The 22,408-nt window shown below is 61.5% G+C and carries 19 protein-coding genes and 1 other RNA gene; 6 read left to right on the top strand and 14 right to left on the bottom strand.

All coding sequences use genetic code 11. The features are described from left to right. Nucleotides 1-4 precede the first annotated feature (4 nt). From PCO31010_RS14795 to ffs, 6 genes are all read right to left on the bottom strand, one after another. Nucleotides 5-553, bottom strand: a complete 549-nt coding sequence (locus tag PCO31010_RS14795; RefSeq protein ID WP_150664916.1) for a hypothetical protein — start codon at nt 551-553, stop codon at nt 5-7. 708 nt (nt 554-1,261) lie between these two features. Next, nucleotides 1,262-2,620, bottom strand: a complete 1,359-nt coding sequence (locus PCO31010_RS14790; RefSeq protein WP_039399105.1) for a sigma-54 dependent transcriptional regulator — start codon at nt 2,618-2,620, stop codon at nt 1,262-1,264. A 252-nt stretch (nt 2,621-2,872) separates the two neighbouring features. Next, nucleotides 2,873-3,475 (bottom strand): recombination mediator RecR, encoded by a 603-nt coding sequence (gene recR / locus PCO31010_RS14785; RefSeq protein WP_039399107.1) that lies wholly within the window; start codon nt 3,473-3,475, stop codon nt 2,873-2,875. A gap of 34 nt (nt 3,476-3,509) precedes the next feature. Then, nucleotides 3,510-3,836, bottom strand: a complete 327-nt coding sequence (locus PCO31010_RS14780) for a YbaB/EbfC family nucleoid-associated protein (RefSeq protein ID WP_150664915.1) — start codon at nt 3,834-3,836, stop codon at nt 3,510-3,512. Nucleotides 3,837-3,983: 147 nt separating this feature from the next. Beyond that, the gene (dnaX, locus tag PCO31010_RS14775; protein WP_150664914.1) at nt 3,984-5,909 is read right to left on the bottom strand and encodes a DNA polymerase III subunit gamma/tau; all 1,926 of its coding nucleotides are present in this window, start codon (nt 5,907-5,909) and stop codon (nt 3,984-3,986) included. Between the two features lie 311 nt (nt 5,910-6,220). Beyond that, nucleotides 6,221-6,319, bottom strand: an RNA gene (gene ffs, locus PCO31010_RS14770) — signal recognition particle sRNA small type. Between the two features lie 281 nt (nt 6,320-6,600). On the opposite strand from ffs, the gene PCO31010_RS14765 reads away from it, so the two are divergent. The 4 genes from PCO31010_RS14765 (at nt 6,601) to PCO31010_RS14750 (ending at nt 10,273) form a co-directional block, all read left to right on the top strand. After that, nucleotides 6,601-6,930, top strand: a complete 330-nt coding sequence (locus tag PCO31010_RS14765; RefSeq protein WP_150664913.1) for a thioredoxin family protein — start codon at nt 6,601-6,603, stop codon at nt 6,928-6,930. A gap of 296 nt (nt 6,931-7,226) precedes the next feature. Further along, nucleotides 7,227-7,553, top strand: a complete 327-nt coding sequence (gene trxA, locus PCO31010_RS14760; RefSeq protein WP_039399110.1) for a thioredoxin TrxA — start codon at nt 7,227-7,229, stop codon at nt 7,551-7,553. A gap of 187 nt (nt 7,554-7,740) precedes the next feature. Beyond that, nucleotides 7,741-9,003, top strand: coding sequence for a transcription termination factor Rho (gene rho, locus PCO31010_RS14755; RefSeq protein WP_039399112.1), 1,263 nt, complete (start codon nt 7,741-7,743; stop codon nt 9,001-9,003). A 238-nt stretch (nt 9,004-9,241) separates the two neighbouring features. Next, complete coding sequence (locus tag PCO31010_RS14750; protein WP_174984751.1) at nt 9,242-10,273, top strand: tetratricopeptide repeat protein; 1,032 nt, start codon at nt 9,242-9,244, stop codon at nt 10,271-10,273. Nucleotides 10,274-10,412: 139 nt separating this feature from the next. Here PCO31010_RS14750 and PCO31010_RS14745 read toward each other — a convergent pair whose 3' ends face one another. After that, on the bottom strand, nt 10,413-11,468 hold the full coding sequence (locus PCO31010_RS14745; RefSeq protein WP_150664911.1) for an extracellular solute-binding protein: 1,056 nt from the start codon (nt 11,466-11,468) through the stop codon (nt 10,413-10,415). A gap of 236 nt (nt 11,469-11,704) precedes the next feature. On the opposite strand from PCO31010_RS14745, the gene PCO31010_RS14740 reads away from it, so the two are divergent. After that, a complete protein-coding gene (locus PCO31010_RS14740; protein ID WP_373275373.1) occupies nt 11,705-12,859 on the top strand; it encodes a patatin-like phospholipase family protein in 1,155 nt (384 codons plus the stop codon). Between the two features lie 101 nt (nt 12,860-12,960). Here the strand turns inward: PCO31010_RS14740 and PCO31010_RS14735 are convergent, their stop codons facing one another. The 5 genes from PCO31010_RS14735 to PCO31010_RS14715 form a co-directional block, all read right to left on the bottom strand. Then, the gene (locus PCO31010_RS14735) at nt 12,961-13,662 is read right to left on the bottom strand and encodes a C40 family peptidase (protein ID WP_150664910.1); all 702 of its coding nucleotides are present in this window, start codon (nt 13,660-13,662) and stop codon (nt 12,961-12,963) included. Between the two features lie 322 nt (nt 13,663-13,984). Beyond that, entirely contained in the window at nt 13,985-15,580 is a 1,596-nt protein-coding gene (locus tag PCO31010_RS14730) for an ABC transporter ATP-binding protein (RefSeq protein WP_150664909.1), read from the bottom strand. Then, nucleotides 15,577-16,671, bottom strand: a complete 1,095-nt coding sequence (locus PCO31010_RS14725) for an ABC transporter permease (RefSeq protein WP_150664908.1) — start codon at nt 16,669-16,671, stop codon at nt 15,577-15,579. The genes PCO31010_RS14730 and PCO31010_RS14725 overlap by 4 nt, the downstream gene beginning before the upstream one ends. Before the next feature lies 1 nt (nt 16,672). Further along, nucleotides 16,673-17,728, bottom strand: coding sequence for a microcin C ABC transporter permease YejB (locus tag PCO31010_RS14720; RefSeq protein WP_150664907.1), 1,056 nt, complete (start codon nt 17,726-17,728; stop codon nt 16,673-16,675). A 2-nt stretch (nt 17,729-17,730) separates the two neighbouring features. Further along, entirely contained in the window at nt 17,731-19,755 is a 2,025-nt protein-coding gene (locus PCO31010_RS14715; RefSeq protein ID WP_425495019.1) for an extracellular solute-binding protein, read from the bottom strand. A 294-nt stretch (nt 19,756-20,049) separates the two neighbouring features. Here PCO31010_RS14715 and PCO31010_RS14710 point away from each other — a divergent pair, with 294 nt between their 5' ends. Then, a complete protein-coding gene (locus tag PCO31010_RS14710) occupies nt 20,050-20,943 on the top strand; it encodes an aspartyl/asparaginyl beta-hydroxylase domain-containing protein (RefSeq protein ID WP_246184612.1) in 894 nt (297 codons plus the stop codon). A gap of 110 nt (nt 20,944-21,053) precedes the next feature. Here the strand turns inward: PCO31010_RS14710 and PCO31010_RS14705 are convergent, their stop codons facing one another. Both PCO31010_RS14705 and PCO31010_RS14700 read right to left on the bottom strand, forming a co-directional pair. Beyond that, complete coding sequence (locus PCO31010_RS14705; protein ID WP_150664906.1) at nt 21,054-22,046, bottom strand: aromatic/alkene monooxygenase hydroxylase subunit beta; 993 nt, start codon at nt 22,044-22,046, stop codon at nt 21,054-21,056. A 77-nt stretch (nt 22,047-22,123) separates the two neighbouring features. Further along, the gene (locus tag PCO31010_RS14700) at nt 22,124-22,384 is read right to left on the bottom strand and encodes a toluene-4-monooxygenase system B family protein (RefSeq protein ID WP_150664905.1); all 261 of its coding nucleotides are present in this window, start codon (nt 22,382-22,384) and stop codon (nt 22,124-22,126) included. Between the last annotated feature and the right edge of the window lie 24 nt (nt 22,385-22,408).

The following is a 22,408-nucleotide window of genomic DNA, read 5'->3' as shown; positions in this document are numbered from 1 at the left end:
TCGATCACCGCGTGGTGTAGGTCACACGCGTCACCTGGACATTGCCCACGCCGTTCGACAGTTGCTGCGGACGCGGCGTCGGCGTGATACCGCCGGGCAGTTCGTCCCACAACGTCACACCATTGGCGAGTGCCATGCCGGGCGACTTGACCATCGCGGCGCCCTGCAAATTGCGGCCGCGCTGGCTTCCCAGTTGTTCGTCGTCGATACGGGCAGCGGCGAGCGGCATATTCGACGCGCCGATGGTCTGGCTGTCGTCGTTGCCTGCCACTGCGGGGGCTTGCTCCGGCGCCACGGAGGTGGCGTCGGCGACCGGCGCCGCGATGGCGGCATCCGCGTCGGAAATCGGGGCGGCGAGCATCGACGGCGTCGTGAACGATGCCGGCACCATCGAGCCAGTGAGCATTGCCAGCTGCATGAGCGGCGAGCGCGAGATGTTGTCCTGCGCTTGCGCCGGTGCAGCGCACAGTCCGAGTGCCACAACGATGGCAGCACTCAGTGCGCCTGCGCCGTGTCGTACGCGGTACTGCATTTCGGTGGTGAGAATTCGCATCGCTATGTCCTCCTTGCCCGGACCAATAAAGCGACTTCCGTGCCACCCCGCTTAAGTGCTTGAAAACATTGACGTTAAATTTTCAGCCCTGCTGGCACACCGGGGCGAGTGGCCGAAAACGTTTCAGCATTGATACGTGGGGGGTGCCAGGCGGCGTTTGTCACGTCATCGACGCACAACCCAAACATTCCGAACTACGAACGATATCGGCGCGAGCAGCGACGCGTGCCGCAAACGCCCTATTTACAAGGGTCTCGCGTGACAGATTTGCGGCAGATTGTGGGGAAAGGAACGAAACGACACGGGGCCGTCACAGTCGCCCGATTTTTTCGACGCCGCGATTTCCACCCCGGATGTTTCATCTTTGATGTGTGTTCGGGACAACCCTCGCACGCGATATTTCGAAACTTGAGGCAACGCAAAGCGTATGAAACGGTGGCGTCGAAAGACATCATGGGAATGCCCGGAATCGCCCGTCGTTATTGGCGATGCCAGCAGTCGCAAAATGCGACGATGGGGCAAAACGGGGGAGGGAAATGTGTTTGACGCGCGATGTTTCCGCGCGCCACGGACGCATCGATCGATGCATCTCGCAGCACATTGAACAGCGCATTGCACAGCACATCGACCGCGCAATACTCAGGAGCCCAAAAAGAAACGACCGCCCTGCTCATCACAGGACGGTCGCCCTCTCTTCGCCAGAAGATATCAGGCCGGCACGCCCGATTCGTCACCGCGCAATCCGTACCGGCACATGAGGCGGTACAGCGTAATGCGCGAGATTCCCAACTCTGCAGCCACTTCCGTCAAACGGTGACAGTGGCGCAGCAACGCTTGCTCGATGGCCGTTTTTTCGGCCTCCGCGCGAATTTCCTCCAGCGTGCGCACCAGCGTCGGCACCCACGGCAGAAGGTCGAGATCCTTGGCCGAAATCATGCGACTGTCGGCCATCACGATGGCTCGTCGAACGCGGTTGATCAACTCGCGCACGTTACCCGGCCAGTGATATTCATACATCGCCTGCACCGCGCACTGCGTGAAGCCGCGGATCTTGCGATGGTTGTCGCCTTTGAAACGCTGGAGTACGTGATGGGCAAGAATCTCAATGTCCTGCCCGCGCGCGCGCAGCGGCGGTTCGTCTACACGCAGCACGCACAGACGATGGAACAGATCCATCCGGAAGCGCCCTTCTTTCACGGCCGTCTCGAGATCGACGTGTGTCGCGGAAATGATGCGCACATTGACCGGGATGACTTCGTGGCCGCCCAGACGCTCGATCGCGCCCTGCTGCAGGAAGCGCAGCAGACTCGCCTGACTCTCGATGGGCAGGTCGCCGATTTCGTCGAGGAACAGCGTGCCGCCATTGGCAGACTCGACGCGACCGACTTTACGCGCATTGGCGCCGGTAAAAGCCCCACGCTCGTAGCCAAATAGTTCGGACTGCATCAGATGTGGCGGAATCGCGCCACAGTTGATGGCGACGAATGGCCCCTTCGCACGCAACGAGCGCTCGTGGATCGCTACCGCGCTCAGTTCCTTGCCCGTGCCCGACTCGCCCGAGATGAAGACCGGGGCATCGGTGTTGGCCACTTTGCGAATGGTGCGAAAGAGTTGCTGCATCGCTTCACACGTGCCGACCATTTCCTGGTCGCCGCCGACTTGCGGCGTGATGATCGGCACTTCACACAGCGATGCCATGCCCCATGCATGCCCGATCGAATGCGCGAGCTGGTCGTTCGTGCAAGGCACGTTGACGTAGTCGAAGCAATAGTCGCGAATAAGGCGACGGATCGACGTCGTCGAAAGTTGTTCGGGATTTGTTGCGGCAACCCAGCCGACCGTGGCCGGTTGCATGCAGGACTCGAACGCGCCCATCTCGCGGTCGCTATAACCGCTCGCCAGGTCGATGAGTGCTGCGCTGGTGACCCCCGGATTGAGAATGCGACCGACGTCGCTGGCGCTCTTGGCCGGTACGACTTGCCAGCCTTGCTCTCCCAAAAACGACAGTAAACCGTCGTTGTGCTTTCGGGAAGCGTAAATCAGGGTGCGCCCGGTATCGTTAGCCATACCTTAACTCCCTGCCTAAGCAGTGCCTGCGCGCAAATTATTAGGTCTAAGACCGGGATATGCACGACAGGTTAAACGGCCCCACGCCGCCCGGGAGTTATAGGTGTTCCCCGTGTTGTTGGGTCCCCAAGTCGGCAGGTTCAGTCTAGAAGACGGGGGTATGCCCAGATATAGCGAATAACAGCTAATCCGATTGGATGAGAGTACGAGTACCTACGCGCAAAGGCGGACGGCGTCACGTCCGCGTCATGCTCAGAGCGTATGTCTGTCGAGGACTGCACGGGCGATTGTGCCGGCGTCCACATACTCCAGTTCGCCTCCGACCGGCACGCCTCGCGCAAGCCGGCTGACGCGCAATCCGCGCGCCTTGAGCGTCTGTCCGATGTAGTGGGCGGTGGCTTCGCCTTCGTTGGTGAAGTTGGTGGCGAGCACCACTTCCTTGACCACGCCGTCGGTGGCGCGGCGAATCAGTTGCTCGAAATGGATCTCGCCCGGCCCCACGCCGTCGAGCGGCGACAGATGGCCCATCAGGACGAAATACAGACCCTTGAAGGTCATCGTCTGCTCAAGCATGTTCTGATCGGCGGGCGTTTCCACCACACACAACAGGCTTGTATCGCGCTCGGGATCGAGGCACGTCTCGCAGATTTCCACTTCGGTAAAGGTATTGCAGCGCGCGCAATGGCGGATCTGCTCGGAGGCATGCACCAGCGCCTCGCCCAGCCGCACCGCGCCTTTGCGGTCACGTTGCAGCAGATGGTAAGCGATACGTTGGGCGGACTTCGGGCCGACGCCCGGCAACGCGCGCAAGGCGTCGACGAGTTCCTGAAGGCTCGAGAGCTGGAGCTGGGGCATGCGTCGTCTTTCTATGGAAGCTGACCGGTCAGGCTCAGAACGGCATCTTGAAGCCCGGCGGCAGCGGCAGACCGGCGGTCAGGCCGCCCATCTTTTCCTCAGCCGTTGCTTTAGCCTTGCGAGTGGCGTCGTTGATCGCCGCAGTCACGAGGTCTTCCAGCATGTCCTTGTCGTCGGCCAGCAGGCTCGGATCGATGCTCACGCGACGCGCTTCGTTCGCACAGGTCATCACGACCTTCACCAGACCCGCGCCCGACTGACCCTCAACTTCGATCTGAGCCAGCTGTTCTTGCGCCTTCTTCATGTTTTCCTGCATTTGCTGAGCCTGTTTCATCAGACCCGCGATGTTTCCTTTCAGCATCTTGACTCCTAGTAAATCGTGTGGGGTGCCTGTTGGGTGCTTTCACGCAGGGCGTTCATGGCCTGTCGGATCGACAGGAAGACACCAAACGTGCGTTTAGGGATAAGGATTCGAAAATCCGTCATCCATTTACGAAAGCGAACTTGCTTATTGTACCGGGCGAATGCTTCCCGGAAGGATCTGGGCGTCGAATTCCTCGATCAGCTCACGCATGAGCGGATCGTCGGCAATCGCCTGTTCGGCGGCCCGCTGCCGCGCCGCGGCCGCTTCCGCTGCCAGCGAAGCGGCGGTGGTGCCGACCTGACCCAGTTCGACGTGCAGTTGCACGTCGTCGCCGAAATGCTCCGAGAGCACCTGACGCAGTTTGTCGGTGGTCGCCGCGTCCGCCAGTTGGCGCAACGGCACGCGCAAGTGCAAGGCGCGCCCCGCCACCTCCGTCAATTCGCTCTGAAAGGCCAATTGTTGTGCGAGACCCCGTGCCGGGATTTCAGCGGCCAATGCTGGCCATTCGCCCGAAAAGACCGGGGCGACGCCGTCGGCTTCGCGATAGACGCAGGCGCGCGGTGCCGCCGCCGGGGTGGGTGCTGCGGCTGACGTGCCTGCAGATGCAGCAGGCTCGGGCTCCGGATCGGCACCGGCCGGTGCTTCGTCCGACGCGCGTGCCGTGCCAGCGCGATTGGCGTTGGTGCTGCCACCGGCGCGCCCTGCCGTGCCCTTGCGTCCCGCGTTCAGCGCAGCGAGCGCGGCACGTGCAGGCGACATCGGTGCACCGTCGGTCGGTGCACTGGTGCGTGCGGCCGGTGCGCGGCGCACTTCCGGTTGTGCTGCCGGTGCCGATGTGGCTGCAGGTGCGGCCGATGCGCGCGGCGTCGACTCGCCGCCCATCGGGGTGCGCGAAGGCGCTGGCGCGGCCGACGCGGTCGCAGGCATCGCACGCGCAGCACCTGCGGCCTGTGGCGTCGGCGGTTCGGCGAGCGTGCCTCCCGCGAGCAACGGCGTGAACGCCGCCATGCGCAACAGCGCCATCGAGAAACCGGTGTATTCGTCGGGTGCCAGGCCGAGTTCGCCGCGCGCACGCGTGGCGATCTGGTAATAGAGCTGAACCGCTTCGGGCGACAGCGCTTGGGCCAGACGTCGCACGTCCGCCGCTTCGGGCCAGTCGTCGGACACGGCCTGCGGCGCGTATTGCGCCAGTGCGATCTTGTGGAGCAGGCTGCCGAGATCCTGCAGCCCCGACGCGAACGAGAAACTGCGCTCGGCCATTTCGTCGGCAATCGCGAGCAGATCTGTGCGCGACTCGTCTTTGAGGGCGTCGAGCAGACGCACCAGCACGCTCTGGTCGATCGCGCCGAGCATGCCGCGCACGGCCGTCTCGGTGAGCGGTCCGGCGGCGTAAGCGATGGCCTGATCGGTGAGCGATAGCGCATCGCGCATGCTGCCGCCCGCCGCTTTGGCGAGCAGGCGCAACGCTTGCGGTTCGTTCTCGATCCCTTCTTCGCCGAGGATGTTCGTGAGGTGCGACACGATATGCCCTGCCGGCATCTGCTTCAGATTGAATTGCAGACAGCGGGAAAGCACGGTGACCGGAATCTTCTGGGGATCGGTCGTCGCGAGAATGAATTTGACGTGCGCGGGCGGTTCTTCGAGCGTCTTGAGCATCGCATTAAAGGCGTGCCCGGTGAGCATGTGCACTTCGTCGATCATGTAGACCTTGAAGCGCGCGTCCGCCGGTGCGTAGACCGCCTTTTCGAGTAGCGACGTCATTTCGTCGACGCCACGGTTCGAGGCCGCGTCCATTTCGACGTAATCGACGAAGCGCCCTTCGTCGATGGCCTTGCACGCCTTACAGACGCCGCAAGGTTCCGCCGTAATCCCCGTCTCGCAATTGAGCGCTTTGGCCAGAATGCGCGAAAGCGTCGTCTTGCCGACGCCGCGCGTGCCGGTAAACAGATAGGCGTGATGCAGGCGCTGTTGCTCGAGCGCGTGCGTCAACGCACGCACGACATGCTCCTGGCCCACCAGGGTCGAGAAGCCTTTGGGGCGCCATTTGCGCGCGAGTACTTGATAGGTCATGCCAAATTGTAACAGTTCGGCGTTGGGCTTCCGCACCGATGTCAACGCCCGATCGGACGTCGATCGGGCACGATTTTCCGGCCAGATTCGGCAGGCTATCGCTGCGATAGAAAAAAATGTGGGGCGATTCTACCAAGCCCTTCGACACCACGCGAGACGCGGGATGAGGCGAACGCTGCCATCACCACGACCTGGCGCATATCGACGACGAACGCATCCCGTCCCTGGACAATGAGGGCAACGCGACGAGGCTTCAAGGGGAATCGTGAGTGCGCAGAACGCGCGAGGAACATCGATAAAACAAGGAGGTAGGTGACGAGCCTGACCCTCGGCACTGGTAGAAAACGGCTGTGGCTGCTTCGTTCCCGACCTGACCAGATTGGCCGCGCCACCATGCGAGGAGGCCCGTCAGGGAAAGATTCTACCAGAACGGACTCTCCAACAGAAGCCCATTACGCCAAATTTCGACACGCAACGCGCATGCGCCGAGCCATTTCCCGTTATCAGGGAACGGGCCAAAGCCCATCGAACAAGCCTCTAGCATGAAATTGGACTGCATTCGCACATGCAACCGCGCAACGCTATTGCAGCCTCCCCGAGGAGCATGTGTCGACACCCTTAGGGCCACGTTACGCCAGCGACTCGCGAAATGGCGTCCACTTTTTCCGCAATTTAACGGAGCTGACCACCTATGAACAACGTCACAACCATTAGTGATTTCGCACAATTCAGAACATTCATTATCGAGACCGACAAACTGACAGTCGCTTGTTTCGAACAATGTTCGAGCACGGCGGACAAACAGTTCGCCGCAGAATTCGAGGCAATCGCAAACAAATACTGCGACAGCGCGCGCTTCCTCAAAGCCTATCTGAATGAATGCGAGAACGTCGCCAACGACCTTGGCATCCAAACGACACCCACCGCGGTATTTTTCAAGGATGGTAAAGAAGTCTGGAATGTGCCTGGGGTAACCCCTGAACTGTTGTCACAAAGTATCGACTACGTCCTGAAAAATTGAATCGACCGTAGATTTCGCGGGCGACGCACGCCGCGATGCGCCGCCCCTGGCGCTTCCCCGGCGTTAGCACACGCGACGTCATGACTTGCCGCGCCTCGGGCAAGCCTTGGCAATTTCCGCTAAGATGAGCACAAACTGCATTGGCGAACGCTATTGAAGCCCGCGATTGCAGCCTCCATATGGAGAATGCACGCCCGCGAAAGCTGGGTGACATCTCCAGCGTCGGTGAAAACAAGCGGCGTATGGCGCCATTTTCATCGGACGTTTCCGAATAGTCAGACGAGGCAACAATTCTCATGAGCGAAACTATCAAGCACATCACCGACGCCAGCTTCGACGCGGACGTTTTGAAATCCGACAAGCCGGTGCTGCTCGACTTCTGGGCAGAATGGTGCGGCCCCTGCAAGATGATCGCCCCGATCCTCGACGAAGTGTCGAAGGAATACGGCGACAAAGTGCAGATCGCCAAGATCAACGTGGACGAGCACCAGGGCGTGCCGGCCAAGTTCGGCATTCGCGGCATCCCGACGCTGATCCTGTTCAAGAACGGCGCTGTCGCCGCTCAGAAGGTCGGTGCCCTGTCGAAGTCGCAACTGACCTCGTTCCTCGACGGCAATCTGTAAAACGTCGATGACAAGTGCCGGGGCCTTTGTCGCCACAGTGCGACACCCCGGCAGGGCTCAAGCAGCGCAGTGCTTGCGCCTGACGCTGCTTGCTATATAATCCGCCCAAAAGCACCCCAAAGTTCTTCGAGCGTTCGCTCACTTTTCCCTGATCATTCACTTGTCGTCCAGCGGACGGCACCTCCGTATGCATTTATCCGAACTAAAGTCCCAGCACGTCTCCGAGCTGCTAGAAATGGCGAACGGTCTCGAAATCGAGAACGCCAACCGCCTTCGCAAGCAGGAGCTGATGTTCGCCATTCTTAAGAAGCGCGCAAAGTCCGGCGAAACCATCTTTGGCGACGGTACGCTCGAAGTGCTGCCGGACGGCTTCGGTTTCCTGCGCTCGCCCGAGACGTCGTATCTGGCCAGCACGGACGATATCTATATCAGCCCGTCGCAGATCCGCCGCTTCAACCTGCATACCGGCGACACGATCGAAGGGGAAGTGCGTACGCCGAAAGACGGCGAGCGTTATTTCGCGCTGGTGAAGGTCGACAAAGTCAACGGCCACCCGCCTGAGGCCTCGAAACATAAGATCATGTTCGAGAACCTCACGCCGCTGCACCCGAACAAGCCGCTGCTGCTTGAGCGCGACATTCGCGGCGAAGAGAACGTGACGGGCCGCATCATCGACATGATCGCCCCGATCGGCAAGGGCCAGCGTGGTCTGCTGGTTGCTTCGCCGAAGTCCGGTAAGACCGTGATGCTCCAGCACATCGCTCACGCGATCACGGCCAATCACCCGGAAGCCAAGCTCTTCGTGCTGCTCATCGACGAGCGCCCGGAAGAAGTGACGGAAATGCAGCGCTCGGTGCGCGGCGAAGTGATCGCGTCGACGTTCGACGAACCGGCCACGCGTCACGTTCAGGTTGCGGAAATGGTCATCGAGAAGGCCAAGCGCCTGATCGAAATGAAAGAAGACGTGGTGATTCTGCTGGACTCGATCACGCGTCTGGCCCGCGCCTACAACACCGTGATCCCGGCATCGGGCAAGGTGCTGACCGGCGGCGTGGACGCCAACGCCCTGCAACGCCCGAAGCGCTTCTTCGGTGCGGCGCGTAACGTCGAAGAAGGTGGCTCGCTCACGATCATCGCCACGGCGCTGATCGAAACCGGCAGCCGCATGGACGACGTGATCTACGAAGAATTCAAGGGCACGGGCAACATGGAAGTGCACCTTGAGCGTCGCCTGGCGGAAAAGCGCGTCTATCCGTCGATCAACCTGAACAAGTCGGGTACGCGTCGCGAAGAACTGCTGATCAAGCCGGAAATCCTGCAAAAGATCTGGGTGCTGCGCAAGCTCATCTACGATATGGACGAAGCCGAAGCAATGGAATTCCTGCTTGGCAAAATCAAGCAGACGAAGAACAACGCCGAGTTCTTCGACCTGATGCGCCGCGGCGGCTGATCGGTACGATCCCACTCCCGCGCATCATGAGAAAAGCCGCGACATCCCGTCGCGGCTTTTTCATTGCACCGCTACGGCGCGTGCCTCCCCTGCCCCGAACACCCCACCGTGCCGCCCACGCGTTGACTCGCCCTGCGACGATGCTGGCTGTCACGATGCCTGTTATATGATGGGACGATACCGCGCGATCGCTGCCGGTACGCCTTCCCCCAAAGCAGTTCCCGAAGGAGAAATTGCAATGTCCGAGAAAGACGAATTGATGGCGGAAGCCTTCGCCCACCTGGAAGCCGGCGATCCCGAAACGGCCCTGGAGATCGGCAAACGGCTTGAGTCGATGCAGTACTCGGGCGCCTATGAGGTGCAGGCGATGGCCTACGCCGACATGGACGAAATGGAACAGGCAGTGACGGTACTCGAAGCCGGTGTCGCCCACGCGCCCGGCGTCTGGCTGCTCTGGCAGTTGCTCGGCAACTATCGCTCCGATCTCGGACGCTTCCCCGCCGCCATCGAAGCCTACGAGGCCGCAGGCAATTGCGCACCGGACGAAGACCTCGTCATCGTCGACTTCAATCACGCCAACGCCCTCACCCGCCAGGGCGATTTCGCGGCCGCACAGACGCGCCTCGACCGCACGCTCGAAAGCCCGTATCTCGCCCAGACCGGACGCGCCTTCATCGAAAACGCCATCGCGCTTCGCATGCACCTGTTCAACGCACAGGGCGAGCCGAAGGCGGCCATCGCCACGTACGAAGCACTGCACACGCAGGAGCACGACGAAGAAGGCAGCAATGTCTCGATGGCCGACGTGCTGGCCGAGCTCTCGCACGCTTACAAGCAGTCCGGCGACCACGACAAGGCGCTCGCGACCGCGCTGGAAGCCGTGCAACTCTACAAGTGGAGCGACGCCGCCCTGTGGGCCCTGCGCGCCGCCCGCGACGAACAGTCCGACACTGCCCGCGCGATGCATCTGATCGTGGAAGGTCAATGGTACGAGCCGCTGGAAGACGAAGATCCGGATGGCCCCGCCCCTGAGTTCGTGACCACCTACGACGTCGTGGCGGACGACGAAGCCGAGGCGCTGCGTCTGATCGCCGAATGCGAGCCGCCGCAGGTCCGCGAGTCGCTTCGCATTGCGGAAACGCATCCAATCGAGACCCATGACGACGAAGATGCCGAAGCCGCATCGTCGACGGCTTACAAGGGTGTCTACGCCACCGGCGATTACCACATGTATCAACCGGGCGAGGAAGGTGACTTGCTGGAAGAGTGAGCCGATATGACGTCGTCGGGCATCGCTCGATCGACGTCATGAGCGAGCAACACCCCAAACGAAAACGGGCACCGGAATCTCTCCGGCGCCCGTTTTTTTCAGGACGTCATGACTTCACGACGCTCCTCCCATCACTTCATCATTTATAGCCAGCGCGATCCAGAATGCGCTGTGCTTCCGGCAGATTCCTGGCAATCGTGCCGATGGGCACGTCTTCCGCCTTGAACTCGCCGAGGGCGACGAGCGCCGCATTGTCGACCTTCGTCGTCGGCACGGCCGGCCACTCGTTGTTGCCGTTGGCGAAGTATTGCTGCGCTTCGTCGCTCGCCAGATATTCGAGGAACTTGACCGCATTCGCGTGATTCGGCGCGTGCTTGGCAACGCCCGCCCCCGCTACGTTCACGTGCGTGCCCTTGCCCGCCTGATCCGGCCAGATGAAACCGACCTTCGACATGAGCGCCTTGTCTTCAGGCTTGTCCGAGCGCGCCATGCGCACGTAGTAATAGGAGTTGGCGAGTGCTACGCCGCACTCGCCCGTCGCCACGGCCTTGATCTGATCGGTGTCGCCACCGCGCGGCGCGCGAGCAAAGTTCGCTACCATGCTCTCAGCCCACTTCTGCGTGGCCTGAGCGCCTTCGCGTGCGACCAGTGCCCCCACCAGCGAGAGCATGTACGGATGCGATCCCGAGCGCGTGCAGACCTGTCCCTTGTGCGACGGATCGGCCAGCGATGCATACGTCTGTACCGTCTTCGGATCGACCTTGTCCTTGTTGTAGACGATCACGCGCGCACGCGTCGAGAAACCGTACCAGTCGGTGCCTGCCTTCGAACTCGCAGCGTGCAGCTTGGCCGGAATACGCGTGTCGAGCGTGGCCGACTTGGTCGGCTGGAACAGACCGGCTTCGTCCGCCTTCGCCAGACGCGCCGCGTCGACCATGAGAATGACGTCCGCCGGGCTCTTCGCCCCTTCGCTCTTCAGACGCTCCAGCAGCGCCGCGTCGTCCGCTTCGATGCGATTGATCTTGATGCCGGTCTGCTTGGTGAACGTGCCATAAAGCTGCTCGTCGGTCTGATAGTGACGCGCCGAGTACAGGTTCAGCACGCCATTGGTGTCCGCTTGCGCGCCGAATGCCGCAGCCATTGCAGTGCCGAGCACCGTCAGTCGCGCCAGTTTGCCGATCGTCTTCGCCTTCATGGGCTATTCCCCTCGCAGTCATGGTTTTACAGAGAGGAACAGGATAATGAAAAATCATTATCAACGCAAATGATTCCCATTTGCATTAATTCATATATTCACTATCGGAGACGGGAAAATCGCAGGAGGGAGGAAAGATGCCGAACGGCGACGAGGAGCGAAGCGAAACCTCTCGAGTAACGGCAAATAAGACGAAGTGCTGTGCCAAAGGTTCCACATCAGGTCACCTTCCATTGATGACACCCTCGAAAAGTGAACTGATGAGTGTCCTCGACGCTCCAATCGCCGTAAAATTGCGCGTCGACGCACCGGCCACCCCATCACAACGATTCAAGGTGCCGCGCGCGTCTGTCCTGCCCTGCCGGAGTTTCCCCTTGTTGTCGTTGATCCCAAATCTGCGTCGCGCACGCACCTCGTTCGCCGCGCTTGCCGTGGCCGCCCTGATCGCCGGGTGCGCCAGCGCACCTCCGATGAATTCGCAAGGCCCGTCGGCCTCGGTTCCGACGACGGTCCCGCCGACCGCTCAGTCACAAACGGTCCCGGCCACGCCCATCGCCCCGCCCAAGATCATCCGCCCGTTAAAGATCGGTCTGGCCCTCGGCGGCGGTGCCGCACGCGGCTTTGCGCACGTTGGCGTCATCAAGGCACTCGAAGCCCGCGGGATCCATGCCGACATTGTGGTCGGCACCAGTGCCGGGAGCGTCGTGGGGGCGATGTACGCCTCGGGCCTGAACGGCTTCCAGCTGAACCGTCTGGCATCGACGATGGACGAAGCCTCGATCAGCGACTGGACGATGCCGTTCCGCTCGCGCGGCATGTTGCGCGGCGAGGCGCTCCAATCGTACGTCAACAAGGTGCTCAAGGACCGCACGATCGAACAGATGCCGCGTCAGTTGGGCATCGTCGCCACCGATTTGCAGAGCGGCGCACCGATTCTGTTCCGTCGTGGCAACACCGGGCAGGCCGTGCGCGCGTCGAGCAGCGTGCCGGGCGTGTTCGAGCCGGTGCATATCGGCAATCGCGATTATGTCGACGGCGGCCTGGTCGCACCGGTACCGGCGGAGTATGCGCGTCAGATGGGGGCGGACTTTGTCATTGCCGTCGACATCTCGGCCAATCCGACGGCACAGGCCACGCAAGGTCAGTTCGACATCCTGATGCAAACGTTCACGATCATGGGTCAGTCGATCAAGCAGTACGAGCTAGAGAAGAATGCGGACGTCGTGATTCGTCCGTCGCTGGCGAAGATGGGGGCCTCGGACTTCCAGGGGCGCAACCGCGCGATTCTGGCGGGCGAGGAAGCCGTCGCCAAGATGTGGCCGGAGATCCAGCGCAAACTGGCCGATGCCCAGTCGGAAGCGCCCAAAGGCATGCCGCAGGCCTCACGCTAAGCCAGTGCTCCGCTGCGCCGCCCGCCTCAAACAAAAATGCCGCCCAATGGGCGGCATTTTTTCTTGCATCGAACCCCGCACTGTTCGCGGGGATCGACGACTTACATCGGGTGGTCGTTCTTGAAGAGCTGCTCGACGCGCGTGAGTTCGGCGCTGGCCTTGAGCGTCTCGACACGGCGAGCGCCATTGTAGCGAGCCGACCAGTACGATTCGCGCAAGTCTTCCACGCGGATCTTGCCTCCCGTTGCCGGGGCGTGCACGAACTTGTCGCCACCAATATAGATACCGACGTGGGAGAAGCTGCGACGCATGGTGTTGAAGAACACCAGATCGCCCGGCTTCAGATCGGTCTTGGCAATGCGCTCGCCCACCTGGCTCATTTCTTCCGAGCGGCGCGGCAGCATGAAATTGAGCGTGTCCTGGAACACATAGCGCACGAAGCCGCTGCAATCCAGGCCGCTGTCCGGCGTGTTGCCACCGTATTTGTAACGAACGCCGATGTAATTCAGCGCGCCAAGTACGACGTCCGACGCCTTGTCCGTCACATTCGACAACAGCTTCTGCGCACGTTGCACACGCGACTCTTCGACGACCGGCTGGGCGGCGTCGGTGGACACGGTGGTGACGTTTGCGGTGTTCGGGGAAGCGTTGCTGGCCTGAATAGCCGCTGCGGCAGCGCGGGCTGCGGCGGTCGGGCCATTGTTGTAGTCGTCAGCCTTCGCCGTCAACGAGGCGGTGACGAGGCCAGCGGCAGTGAACGCGAGAAGGAGTGTCTTGCGGGTGCGCGGAGGTTTCGTCTGCATTGGTCGCCGGGTTGGTTGAGTCGGATGGCCGATGAGTAGCTCGTCAGTTGCAACAGGATGCTGCTGTGTTGAAAACCTTCGAGTCACGCCCGGCTGACCCACCGCCGAACTTGTTGTCTGAACCGACCTCTGACGAGACCGGTTAACTCGTTGAATAATCAACTTAATTGGTACGCGATAGTAATGTGAACGTCACATGATGTCAAAAGGTAATAGAAAAAAACAATCAGCGCAATCAGGAAATTTTCATTAACAATCAATCGTTTGCGATTTAGCCGATGTTCTACGACGTTGTGTGACGTTTCACGGCAATGTCACGGACCTACAGCATGGCCGCCGCGACCAGCTCCCGGGTGTAGGCGTTTTGCGGATCAAAAAATACCGATTCCGTATCGCCCTGCTCCACCAGATGCCCGTCTTTGAACACCAGAACCCGGTGCGCCATCGCTCGCATGACCGCCAGATCGTGGCTGATGAAGAGGTAACTCAGGTTGTACTTGATCTGCAATTGGGCCAGCAGATGGAGCACTTGCTGCTGAATCGACACGTCGAGCGCACTCGTCGGCTCATCGAGCACCAGAATCTGAGGATCGACGATGAGCGCCCGGGCAATGGCAATCCGTTGCCGTTGACCACCGGAAAACTCATGCGGGTAACGCGACATGGCGCGCGCGTCGATGCCGACCTCGCGCAGCGTTTCTGCCACCTTGGTCCGCCGCTCGTCTTCGCTCATCTGCGGGCGATGTAACGCCAAACCCTCGCCCACGATTTCCTCGATCGTCATACGCGGCGACAGCGAGCCGAATGGGTCCTGAAACACGATCTGCATGCGTGAGCGCAAAGTGCGCTGCTTCCTGCCGCGATACGACGCCAGAGGTTCTCCCTGGAACTCGATCTGCCCCGCGCTCGTGTGCTGAAGACCGAGCATGGCCATCGCCAACGTCGTCTTGCCCGAGCCCGACTCACCGACCACCCCGAGCGTCTCGCCCTGACGCAGTGACAAATCGACCGGATGCACGGCCCGGAACCGACCGCGCTGGAACCAGCCGCGCACGCCCGGCTGCGCCGTCGCATAGTCCACAGTCACGCCTCGCCCTTCGAGCAACACTGGCGCAATCGGCAGCACCGGATGAATCTCCCGCTGCGGACGGCTGTCGATGAGCTTGCGCGTGTACGGGTGCTGCGGATTCGTGAACAGCGTCTCGGTGTCGGCGCACTCGACCAGCACGCCCTTCTCCATGACCGCCACGCGCTGCGCGAAACGTCGCACCAGATTCAGATCGTGCGTGATGAGCAGCACCGCCATACCGCGCTTCTCGGCGGCATCGCGCTGCAATTCCAGCAGCAATTCGATGATCTGCGCGCGGATGGTGACGTCGAGTGCCGTGGTCGGCTCATCCGCCAACAACAACTTGGGACGGCAGGCAAGCGCCATGGCAATCATGGCGCGCTGACGCTGACCGCCCGACAGCTCATGCGGGAAATGCGACACGCGCCGCTCCGGCTCGGGAATGCCCGTGCGGCGCAGCAGTTCGATGGCGCGCGACCTGGCGTCTTTCTTGGACAGCCCTTCGTGCAGCTCCAGCGCCTCGGCAATCTGCTCACCGATCGGATAGAGCGGATTGAGCGCCGTCATCGGCTCCTGGAAGATCATGGCGACGTCGTTGCCGCGCAGCCCGCGCATTTCGCGCTCGCTCACGGAAGCGAGATCCACACCGTCGAGCAGAATGCGCCCCTGAATCTGCGCGTCCTGCAACAGACGCAGAATGGCGAGCGCCGTCACGCTCTTGCCCGAGCCCGATTCACCGACGAGCGCGACCCGCTCGCCGCGCTCGATGGCAAGGCTCACATCCTTCACGGCTTCGGTATCGCCGAAGCGCACCGAGAGGTTTTCGATACTGAGGATCGGCGCGTTCACATCGCCCCCCCGGCCGCAGCCTGCTTGTCCGCGACACGCGTGTCGAGCGCATTGCGCAAGGCGTCTCCCATGAACGTGAGCAACAACAACGTGAGCACGAGCACGACGAACGTCGCCAGCGAAATCCACCACGCGTCGAGGTTCGCCTTGCCCTGATTGAGCAGTTCGCCAAGGCTCGGTGTCGGCGGTGGCACGCCGAGCCCGAGGAAGTCGAGACTGGTGAGCGCCAGAATCGCCCCGCTCATCCGGAATGGCAGGAACGTGATCACCGGCGTCATGCTGTTGGGCAATACGTGACGTCGGATGATCTGCCAGTTCGACAGCCCCATCGCCCGCGCCGCGCGCACGTAATCCAGCTGACGGTTACGCAGGAATTCGGCCCGCACATAATCGGAAAGACCGATCCAGCCGAACAGCGACAGCAGCACGAACAACAGCCACAAATGCGGCTCGAAGATCGACGCGAAGATGATGAGCAGATACAGCTCGGGCAACGACCCCCAGATTTCGATCAGCCGCTGCAACGTGAGGTCGATGCGTCCGCCGTAAAAACCCTGCACCGCACCGGCGAGCATGCCGAGCAGCGTGCCCGAGACCGTGAGCGCCAGCGCGAAGATCACCGACAGCCGGAAGCCGTAGAGCAGCCGCGCGAAGACGTCGCGACCACGGTCGTCCGTCCCCAGCCAGTTTTCGGACGACGGCGGCGCCGGGTTCGGCACCTTCGAGAAATAGTTGATGGTGTCGTAGCTATAGCGCACCGGCGGATAGATCGCGAAGTTATCGCCCGCGCGAATGCGGTCTTCGATGAACGGATCGAGATAGTCCGTCGGCGTCGGGAAATCGCCGCCGAAGGTCGCTTCGGGATACGTCTTCACCAGCGGGAAGTACCACTGCCCCTCATACCGCACGACCCACGGTTTGTCGTTGGCGATGACCTCGGCAAACAAGCTGATGCCGAACAGCACGACGAAGGCGATGAGGCTCCAGTAACCGAGCCGGTGACTGCGAAAACGCCGCCAGACACGCCAGCGCGGCGAGCGCGATGCGGCATAGGACGTCGGGCGTTGCGATGGCGTGGCGGATCGGGTCACGTCAGTGCTCCACTCGATCGAATTGAATACGCGGATCGACCAGCACGTAGCAGAGGTCGGAGATGAGCTTGGTCACCAGCCCGATGAGCGTGAACAGATACAGCGAACCGAGCACGACCGGATAGTCGCGGCGCTGTACCGATTCGTACGACAGACGGCCGAGTCCGTCGAGCGAGAACAACGTTTCGATCAGCAGACTGCCCGCGAAGAACGCGCCGATGAACGCCGCCGGGAAGCCGGTGATGAGCGGAATCAGCGCATTGCGAAACACGTGCTTGAACAGCACCTTGCGTTCGGACAAACCTTTGGCACGCGCCGTGAGCACGTACTGACGGCGGATTTCATCGAGAAAGGCGTTCTTCGTCAGCATGGTGATGACGGCGAAGCTGCCGACCACGGACGCCGTCACCGGCAACGTGATGTGCCACAGATAGTCCACGATCTTCGCTGGCCACGACAGATCGCTCCAGTTGTCCGAGACGAGTTCTCGCAACGGGAACAACTGCCAGAACGTGCCGCCGCCGAACAACACCAGCAGCAACACGCCGAGCACGAAGCCAGGGATGGCGTAGCCCACCAGTACGACCAGACTCGTGAGCGTGTCGAAGCGAGACCCGTTGCGCACCGCCTTGGCGATACCCAACGGCACCGATATCAGGTAAGTGAGGAAGAACGTCCATAGCCCCAGCGAAATCGACACGGGTAGCTTCGAGACGATCAGCGACCACACGCTTTGGTGATGGAAATAGCTCTGCCCGAGATCGAAGCGCGCGAAGCGCTTGAGCATGAGCCAGTAGCGCTCCATCGGCGTTTTGTCGAAGCCGTAGAGTGCCTTGATCTGAGCGAGCTGCTGGGCGTCGATACCACGACGTCCGCGATAGTCGCTGCCGCCTCCACCGCCACTGGCCTCACCGCCACCGCCGCGCCCCTTGAGTTCGAGCATCACCTGCTCGACGGGGCCGCCGGGCACGAATTGAATCACCGCGAAGGTCAGCGTAATCACGCCGAGCAACGTCGGAATCATGATCAGCAGTCGTTTGAGAATGTAGGACCACATGATTAGCGGGTCACTCCTTTCGAAGCTGCTGAAGCTGCTGAATCTGCTGAAGTTGCCGGGGCGGACGCGCCTTGCGGTTCACCCTTCGTCGCCTTCTCTCCCTTCACACCGCCATCCCACCACATCGAGACGAGCCAGCCTTCAGCGGTGAAGTACAACGGCAATTTTTCAGGGAATTGCAGATTGCGTTTGTACGCCATGCGATGCGTCGACGAGAACCAGTGCGGCACGATGTAATAACCGTGCATCAGCACCCGGTCGAGCGCGCGCGCAGCGGCGACGAGATCGTCGTAGGTATGCGCGCGCACGAGGCTACCCAGCAGCGAATCGACCGCCGGATCCTTCAGGCCGATCACGTTATCCGACCCGTCCACGTTCGCCGATTGGCTGCCGAAGCGGTCGAGCAACTCGGTGCCGGGAATCTGCGAATCGGGATAGCGCAGCGAGATCATGTCGAAGTCGAACGTCTCGATGCGCTTTTGATAGAGCGCGAAATCGCTCTGACGGAAATTCAGTGTGATGCCGAGCTTCGCAAGATTGCGGGCATACGCCGATGCCACCGGCCCCATCGCCCCGCCATCGTCGAGAAATTCGAAGACGAACGGCTCGCCCTTCGCGTTACGCAGCGCGCCGTCGCGGTACGTCCAGCCCGCCTGCGCCAGCAGTTCACGCGCCTCGCGCAGGTTGTCGCGCAGGCTCGCGGGAGGCGTCGTCGTCGGCTGCACGACCATCGGCCCGAACACCGCCGGGTCGAGCTTCTTGCGCAGCGGTTCGAGCAGCTTCAACTCCGCCTCGCTGGGCATGCCGCGCGCGGCGAGGTCGCTGTTCGTGAAGTAGCTGTAGATGCGCTGATACTGGTTGTAGAACAGTTGACGGTTCAACCACTGATAGTCGAGCGCGAGGTCGAGCGCCTTTCGCACGCGCACATCTTTGAACAAGTCGCGGCGCGTATTCACAATGAAGCCCTGCATGCCCGCCGCGTTGTGGTGCGAGAACTCGCGCTTGATCAGCTCACCATCCTTGAAACGCTTGCCAACGTAGCTGCGCACCCAACTCCGGGCACGGTATTCGGTGATCGCGTCGAACTCGCCCGCCTTGAAGCCTTCGAGCCGCACGATGTCATCGGAGTACAGCTTGTAGACGATGCGCTCGAAGTTGTACGTGCCACGTCGCACCGGCAGGTCGTTGCCCCAGTACTTCGGATCGCGCCGGAAGGTGATGCGACGCCCGCCGTCGTACGATTCGATCAGATAGGGGCCGCTCGCCACCGGACGCTCGAACGTCAGCGCATCGAACGCCTTCTTCTTGCCGTCCGCCCCCACGTTCCACTTGGGCGAGAAGACCGGGACCGACGCCACGAGCAGCGGCAGATCGGGGCTCACGCGCTTGAAATCGAACCGCACACGACGGTTGTCGAGCACACTCACGCCCTTCACATCGGCCAGCATCACCTTGAAGCCGGGCGCCGACTGCGGGCTCATCAGTGTGTCGAAGGAATATTTGACGTCCTGCGCCGTGACCGGGTCGCCATTGTTGAAGCGCGCCGCCGGGTTGAGGTGGAACGTGACGGAGGCGCCGTCGGGCGCGACGGCGATGTCGTCGGCCAGCAGACCGTAGACGGTCGCGGGCTCGTCGGCGCTGCCGATGCCGAGCGTCTCGAACATGAGCCCGGACACGCCCGGAGCTGACGTGCCTCGCAACGTGAACGGATTAAATTTATCGAAGCTGGTGCGGCGATCGGGGTTTGCGAGCGTCAACGTGCCGCCGCGTGGCGCATCGGGATTGACGTAATCGAAGTGCGTGAACCCCTGCGGATACTTCGGCTCGCCGTACTGGGCGATGGCATATTTCGCGTGGGCCGGGGACGTCGCCAGCAGACCGGCGGCCAGTGCCGCAGCAACGGGCGCGGTGCGCGACACCGTCAGTACTCGGGAAATGCGCCGGAAGCCGAAGCGTACGGCGCGAACGGAAGAGACGGCGAGATCGGCGCGCGGCGTCGGGAAAATCGAGGACGCCAGAGTGGTCACGAAACTGCGGAGCGAGCCCCGGGTCGTGTGTGGATGCCGTGTTGTGCGCGCGTTCATGCGTCTCCTGTGTTGGTCGGCCAGCGCCAGCCTGCCCCGGGATCCGGACGCATCCAGCCCCACCCCTTCGATCCGCCCGAAACATCTCGTAACCACTGCCTCACGCACATTTCCCGCATGAGGCTTGGCGTCACGGCCGGACCGCGCGACAATTGTACCCAAAAGCCCGGCGTTCACCGCACTGAAAGACACAGGCGCGCCGGTCCGGTTCCCTCATTTCCGCCCTGGAGGCCGACGTTGAGTGCCACACGATCGCCCGTGCAGAACCCCAACCGTACCCTGCCCCGCTGGCTCGCCAAATTTTTCTTTCAGTGTGTGGAAGCGGCGCAACGCAGCATTGCGCGTCACTCGCTGGTTGGCGACAAGCCCATTTTCGATAACGCCCAGTTCCCCTGGGTCGAAGCGATCGAGGCACAGGCACCGGCCATCGCCCGCGAACTCGAAGCCGTACTCGCCACACCAGGACGTCTGCCCGCGTTCCACGAGATCTCTCCCGACGTCGCCACCATCACGCAAGACCATCAGTGGCAGACGTTCGTCTTCCTCGGTTACGGCATGCGTGCCGAGCGCAACCTCGCCCGCTGCCCGGCAACTGCCGCTGCCCTCGATGGCATTCCGGGTCTTCGCACGGCCTTCTTCTCGATCCTGTCGCCGGGCAAGAAGATTCCCCTGCATCGCGGCCCGTATAACGGCGTACTGCGGCTGCATCTGGCACTGAAAGTGCCGCGCGAGCGCGAGAAGTGTTGGATTGAGGTCGACGGACAACGCTATGTCTGGCAAGCGAATCGCGCTGTGATCTTCGACGACGCTTACGAGCATCAGGTGCACAACGACACCGACGAGACGCGCGTGGTGCTGTTCGTCGACTTCGAGCGCCCCTGCAAAACGCCCGTGTCTTGGCTCAACAAGCTGCTGCTGTCGTTTGCCCCGCTCACGCCGGAGTTGCAGCAGGCCAAGACCAATCACGAGAAGTGGGAGCGCGACTACTACGCGACGCCTGCGCCAGCGGCACCTGGATCACCAACGACACGGGCCGGGGGCGCGACGACAGCCAACCCGCCGAACGACAGCGCAGAGACCTCTGATGCTGGACACGCAGAAACAGTGGGCGACGAACGCGCTCACAGTTGATGCACCACCCTAAAAAAAACCAGCGATTTACCTTCGCTGGCATTTTTTCGCTTGATCTCGAATGCACGGACCGAACAAGTGAACGCGTGTGTCTGAGGGGGGCGCTTAGGTCATGAGGACAAGCCCATGCCACGTCTGAAATCGCGTGCTGCCGCGATGGTTTCCTCTTCGGCTTCCTGCACATCGGGCAGCGCCGAACAATAACGGGCCACAGCATCGTCGGCCAGAGGCTCCCACTTTTTCAGCCAGCCCGCAATGACGGGCCGGTTCGCCTCCTGTGTCAACGCCATTTCCACCAACTTGGCGGCCCAGCGTCGATGTCGTTGAGCGTCGGCAACGTGGGAGTCGATCAACAACCCAAGTAACGTATCACCGTTTTTTCTGGCCGCCTGACCCAGGCCGCGCAACACCGCACCTTCCACGGCGGGCCTGACCACCAAATTCAGTGCCACGAAGCTCTCGCCCCAGTCCCAGGCAACAAGCGCATGCTCGACAAGCTTGCGCCAGCCCTGCCATGCCGAGTCCTGCTCCCAGCACCGGCGCTCGTCGCTACCGAACCCCATATCCTTGAACGTGGAGGAAAGCTCCTTGGTTCGGTACGCCGTATGCGTCAACCAACGCAGGGAGTCGGCGGCCTGAAAGACCGCGCAATTCACAATGGTCGAGACTGGCGCCATCTGCGCCAGATACGCAGATCCCATCTGCAGGGCATGGAACAAGAAACGCGCCGGGGTGTATAGACGCGCCAGCGTACCGGCCCAGTGGCGCTCAAGCATGACGTCGTGGCCCCGGGCGGAAAACTGGTCCAGCAGGCCAAATACATAGGCTTCCTGTCCGTCCTGGAGCAGATTGTAGGTGCGATACACCAACTCATCCGGATCCCGAAATGCTTCCCAGTCGGGGTGCTTCAACGCTGCGCCATGGCGATATTGCATGAACCATTGCGACATCTCCATGTTCGGATCAAGCTCGAACGGGGCTTCCGGATTATCTCCGTCATACGTGAGATTGGTCGATACGATTTCGTATTCGCTCGGTTTGCGCCGCCGCGACGCCAGATGACTCCAGGTCTTCAATGGCTTCAGGGTTTCGGAATTGTCCATTTCCGCCTCGCATCAAAGATGTCTCGCCTGGCCAGAATTCGTCAAGAGAACAAACTCTCCGGATTCGCATGGCCCACTCACTTATCGCAAAAAATGAATTCAAGCGCCTCCATCGGCTTAATGTCCGTTTCGATCAACTTTGCCTCTCGCGGAAAGAAAGACTCTCCCCCCTGGCGACGCACCCTCACAACTTTGTCCGGCCGAGGCGCGACGCGCCGACCGACGGAATGAAATGCCGCCTTGGCAGCCACTTCGTCCATCGTATCTTCGGTATCGACGGTGACCAGCAGCAGCACAAAGTCGTACTGAAAGTTTGAAATCATCGGAAAGTCGGCCATATGCGCGCTCCCATTGCCCCGGCC

Origin of the sequence: Pandoraea commovens, from assembly GCF_902459615.1 — a bacterium.
Lineage (GTDB): Bacteria > Pseudomonadota > Gammaproteobacteria > Burkholderiales > Burkholderiaceae > Pandoraea > Pandoraea commovens.
This window is presented reverse-complemented; position numbering and strand designations above follow the sequence as displayed.

Excerpts from the sequence above, each read along its gene's own strand:
- PCO31010_RS14795 (WP_150664916.1), bottom strand. The coding sequence starts at position 553 with ATGCGAATTCTCACCACCGAAATGCAGTACCGCGTACGACACGGCGCA.
- PCO31010_RS14790 (WP_039399105.1), bottom strand. The coding sequence starts at position 2,620 with ATGGCTAACGATACCGGGCGCACCCTGATTTACGCTTCCCGAAAGCAC.
- recR (WP_039399107.1), bottom strand. The coding sequence starts at position 3,475 with ATGCCCCAGCTCCAGCTCTCGAGCCTTCAGGAACTCGTCGACGCCTTG.
- PCO31010_RS14780 (WP_150664915.1), bottom strand. The coding sequence starts at position 3,836 with ATGCTGAAAGGAAACATCGCGGGTCTGATGAAACAGGCTCAGCAAATG.
- dnaX (WP_150664914.1), bottom strand. The coding sequence starts at position 5,909 with ATGACCTATCAAGTACTCGCGCGCAAATGGCGCCCCAAAGGCTTCTCG.
- PCO31010_RS14765 (WP_150664913.1), top strand. The coding sequence starts at position 6,601 with ATGAACAACGTCACAACCATTAGTGATTTCGCACAATTCAGAACATTC.
- trxA (WP_039399110.1), top strand. The coding sequence starts at position 7,227 with ATGAGCGAAACTATCAAGCACATCACCGACGCCAGCTTCGACGCGGAC.
- rho (WP_039399112.1), top strand. The coding sequence starts at position 7,741 with ATGCATTTATCCGAACTAAAGTCCCAGCACGTCTCCGAGCTGCTAGAA.
- PCO31010_RS14750 (WP_174984751.1), top strand. The coding sequence starts at position 9,242 with ATGTCCGAGAAAGACGAATTGATGGCGGAAGCCTTCGCCCACCTGGAA.
- PCO31010_RS14745 (WP_150664911.1), bottom strand. The coding sequence starts at position 11,468 with ATGAAGGCGAAGACGATCGGCAAACTGGCGCGACTGACGGTGCTCGGC.
- PCO31010_RS14740 (WP_373275373.1), top strand. The coding sequence starts at position 11,705 with ATGACACCCTCGAAAAGTGAACTGATGAGTGTCCTCGACGCTCCAATC.
- PCO31010_RS14735 (WP_150664910.1), bottom strand. The coding sequence starts at position 13,662 with ATGCAGACGAAACCTCCGCGCACCCGCAAGACACTCCTTCTCGCGTTC.
- PCO31010_RS14720 (WP_150664907.1), bottom strand. The coding sequence starts at position 17,728 with ATGTGGTCCTACATTCTCAAACGACTGCTGATCATGATTCCGACGTTG.
- PCO31010_RS14705 (WP_150664906.1), bottom strand. The coding sequence starts at position 22,046 with ATGGACAATTCCGAAACCCTGAAGCCATTGAAGACCTGGAGTCATCTG.
- PCO31010_RS14700 (WP_150664905.1), bottom strand. The coding sequence starts at position 22,384 with ATGGCCGACTTTCCGATGATTTCAAACTTTCAGTACGACTTTGTGCTG.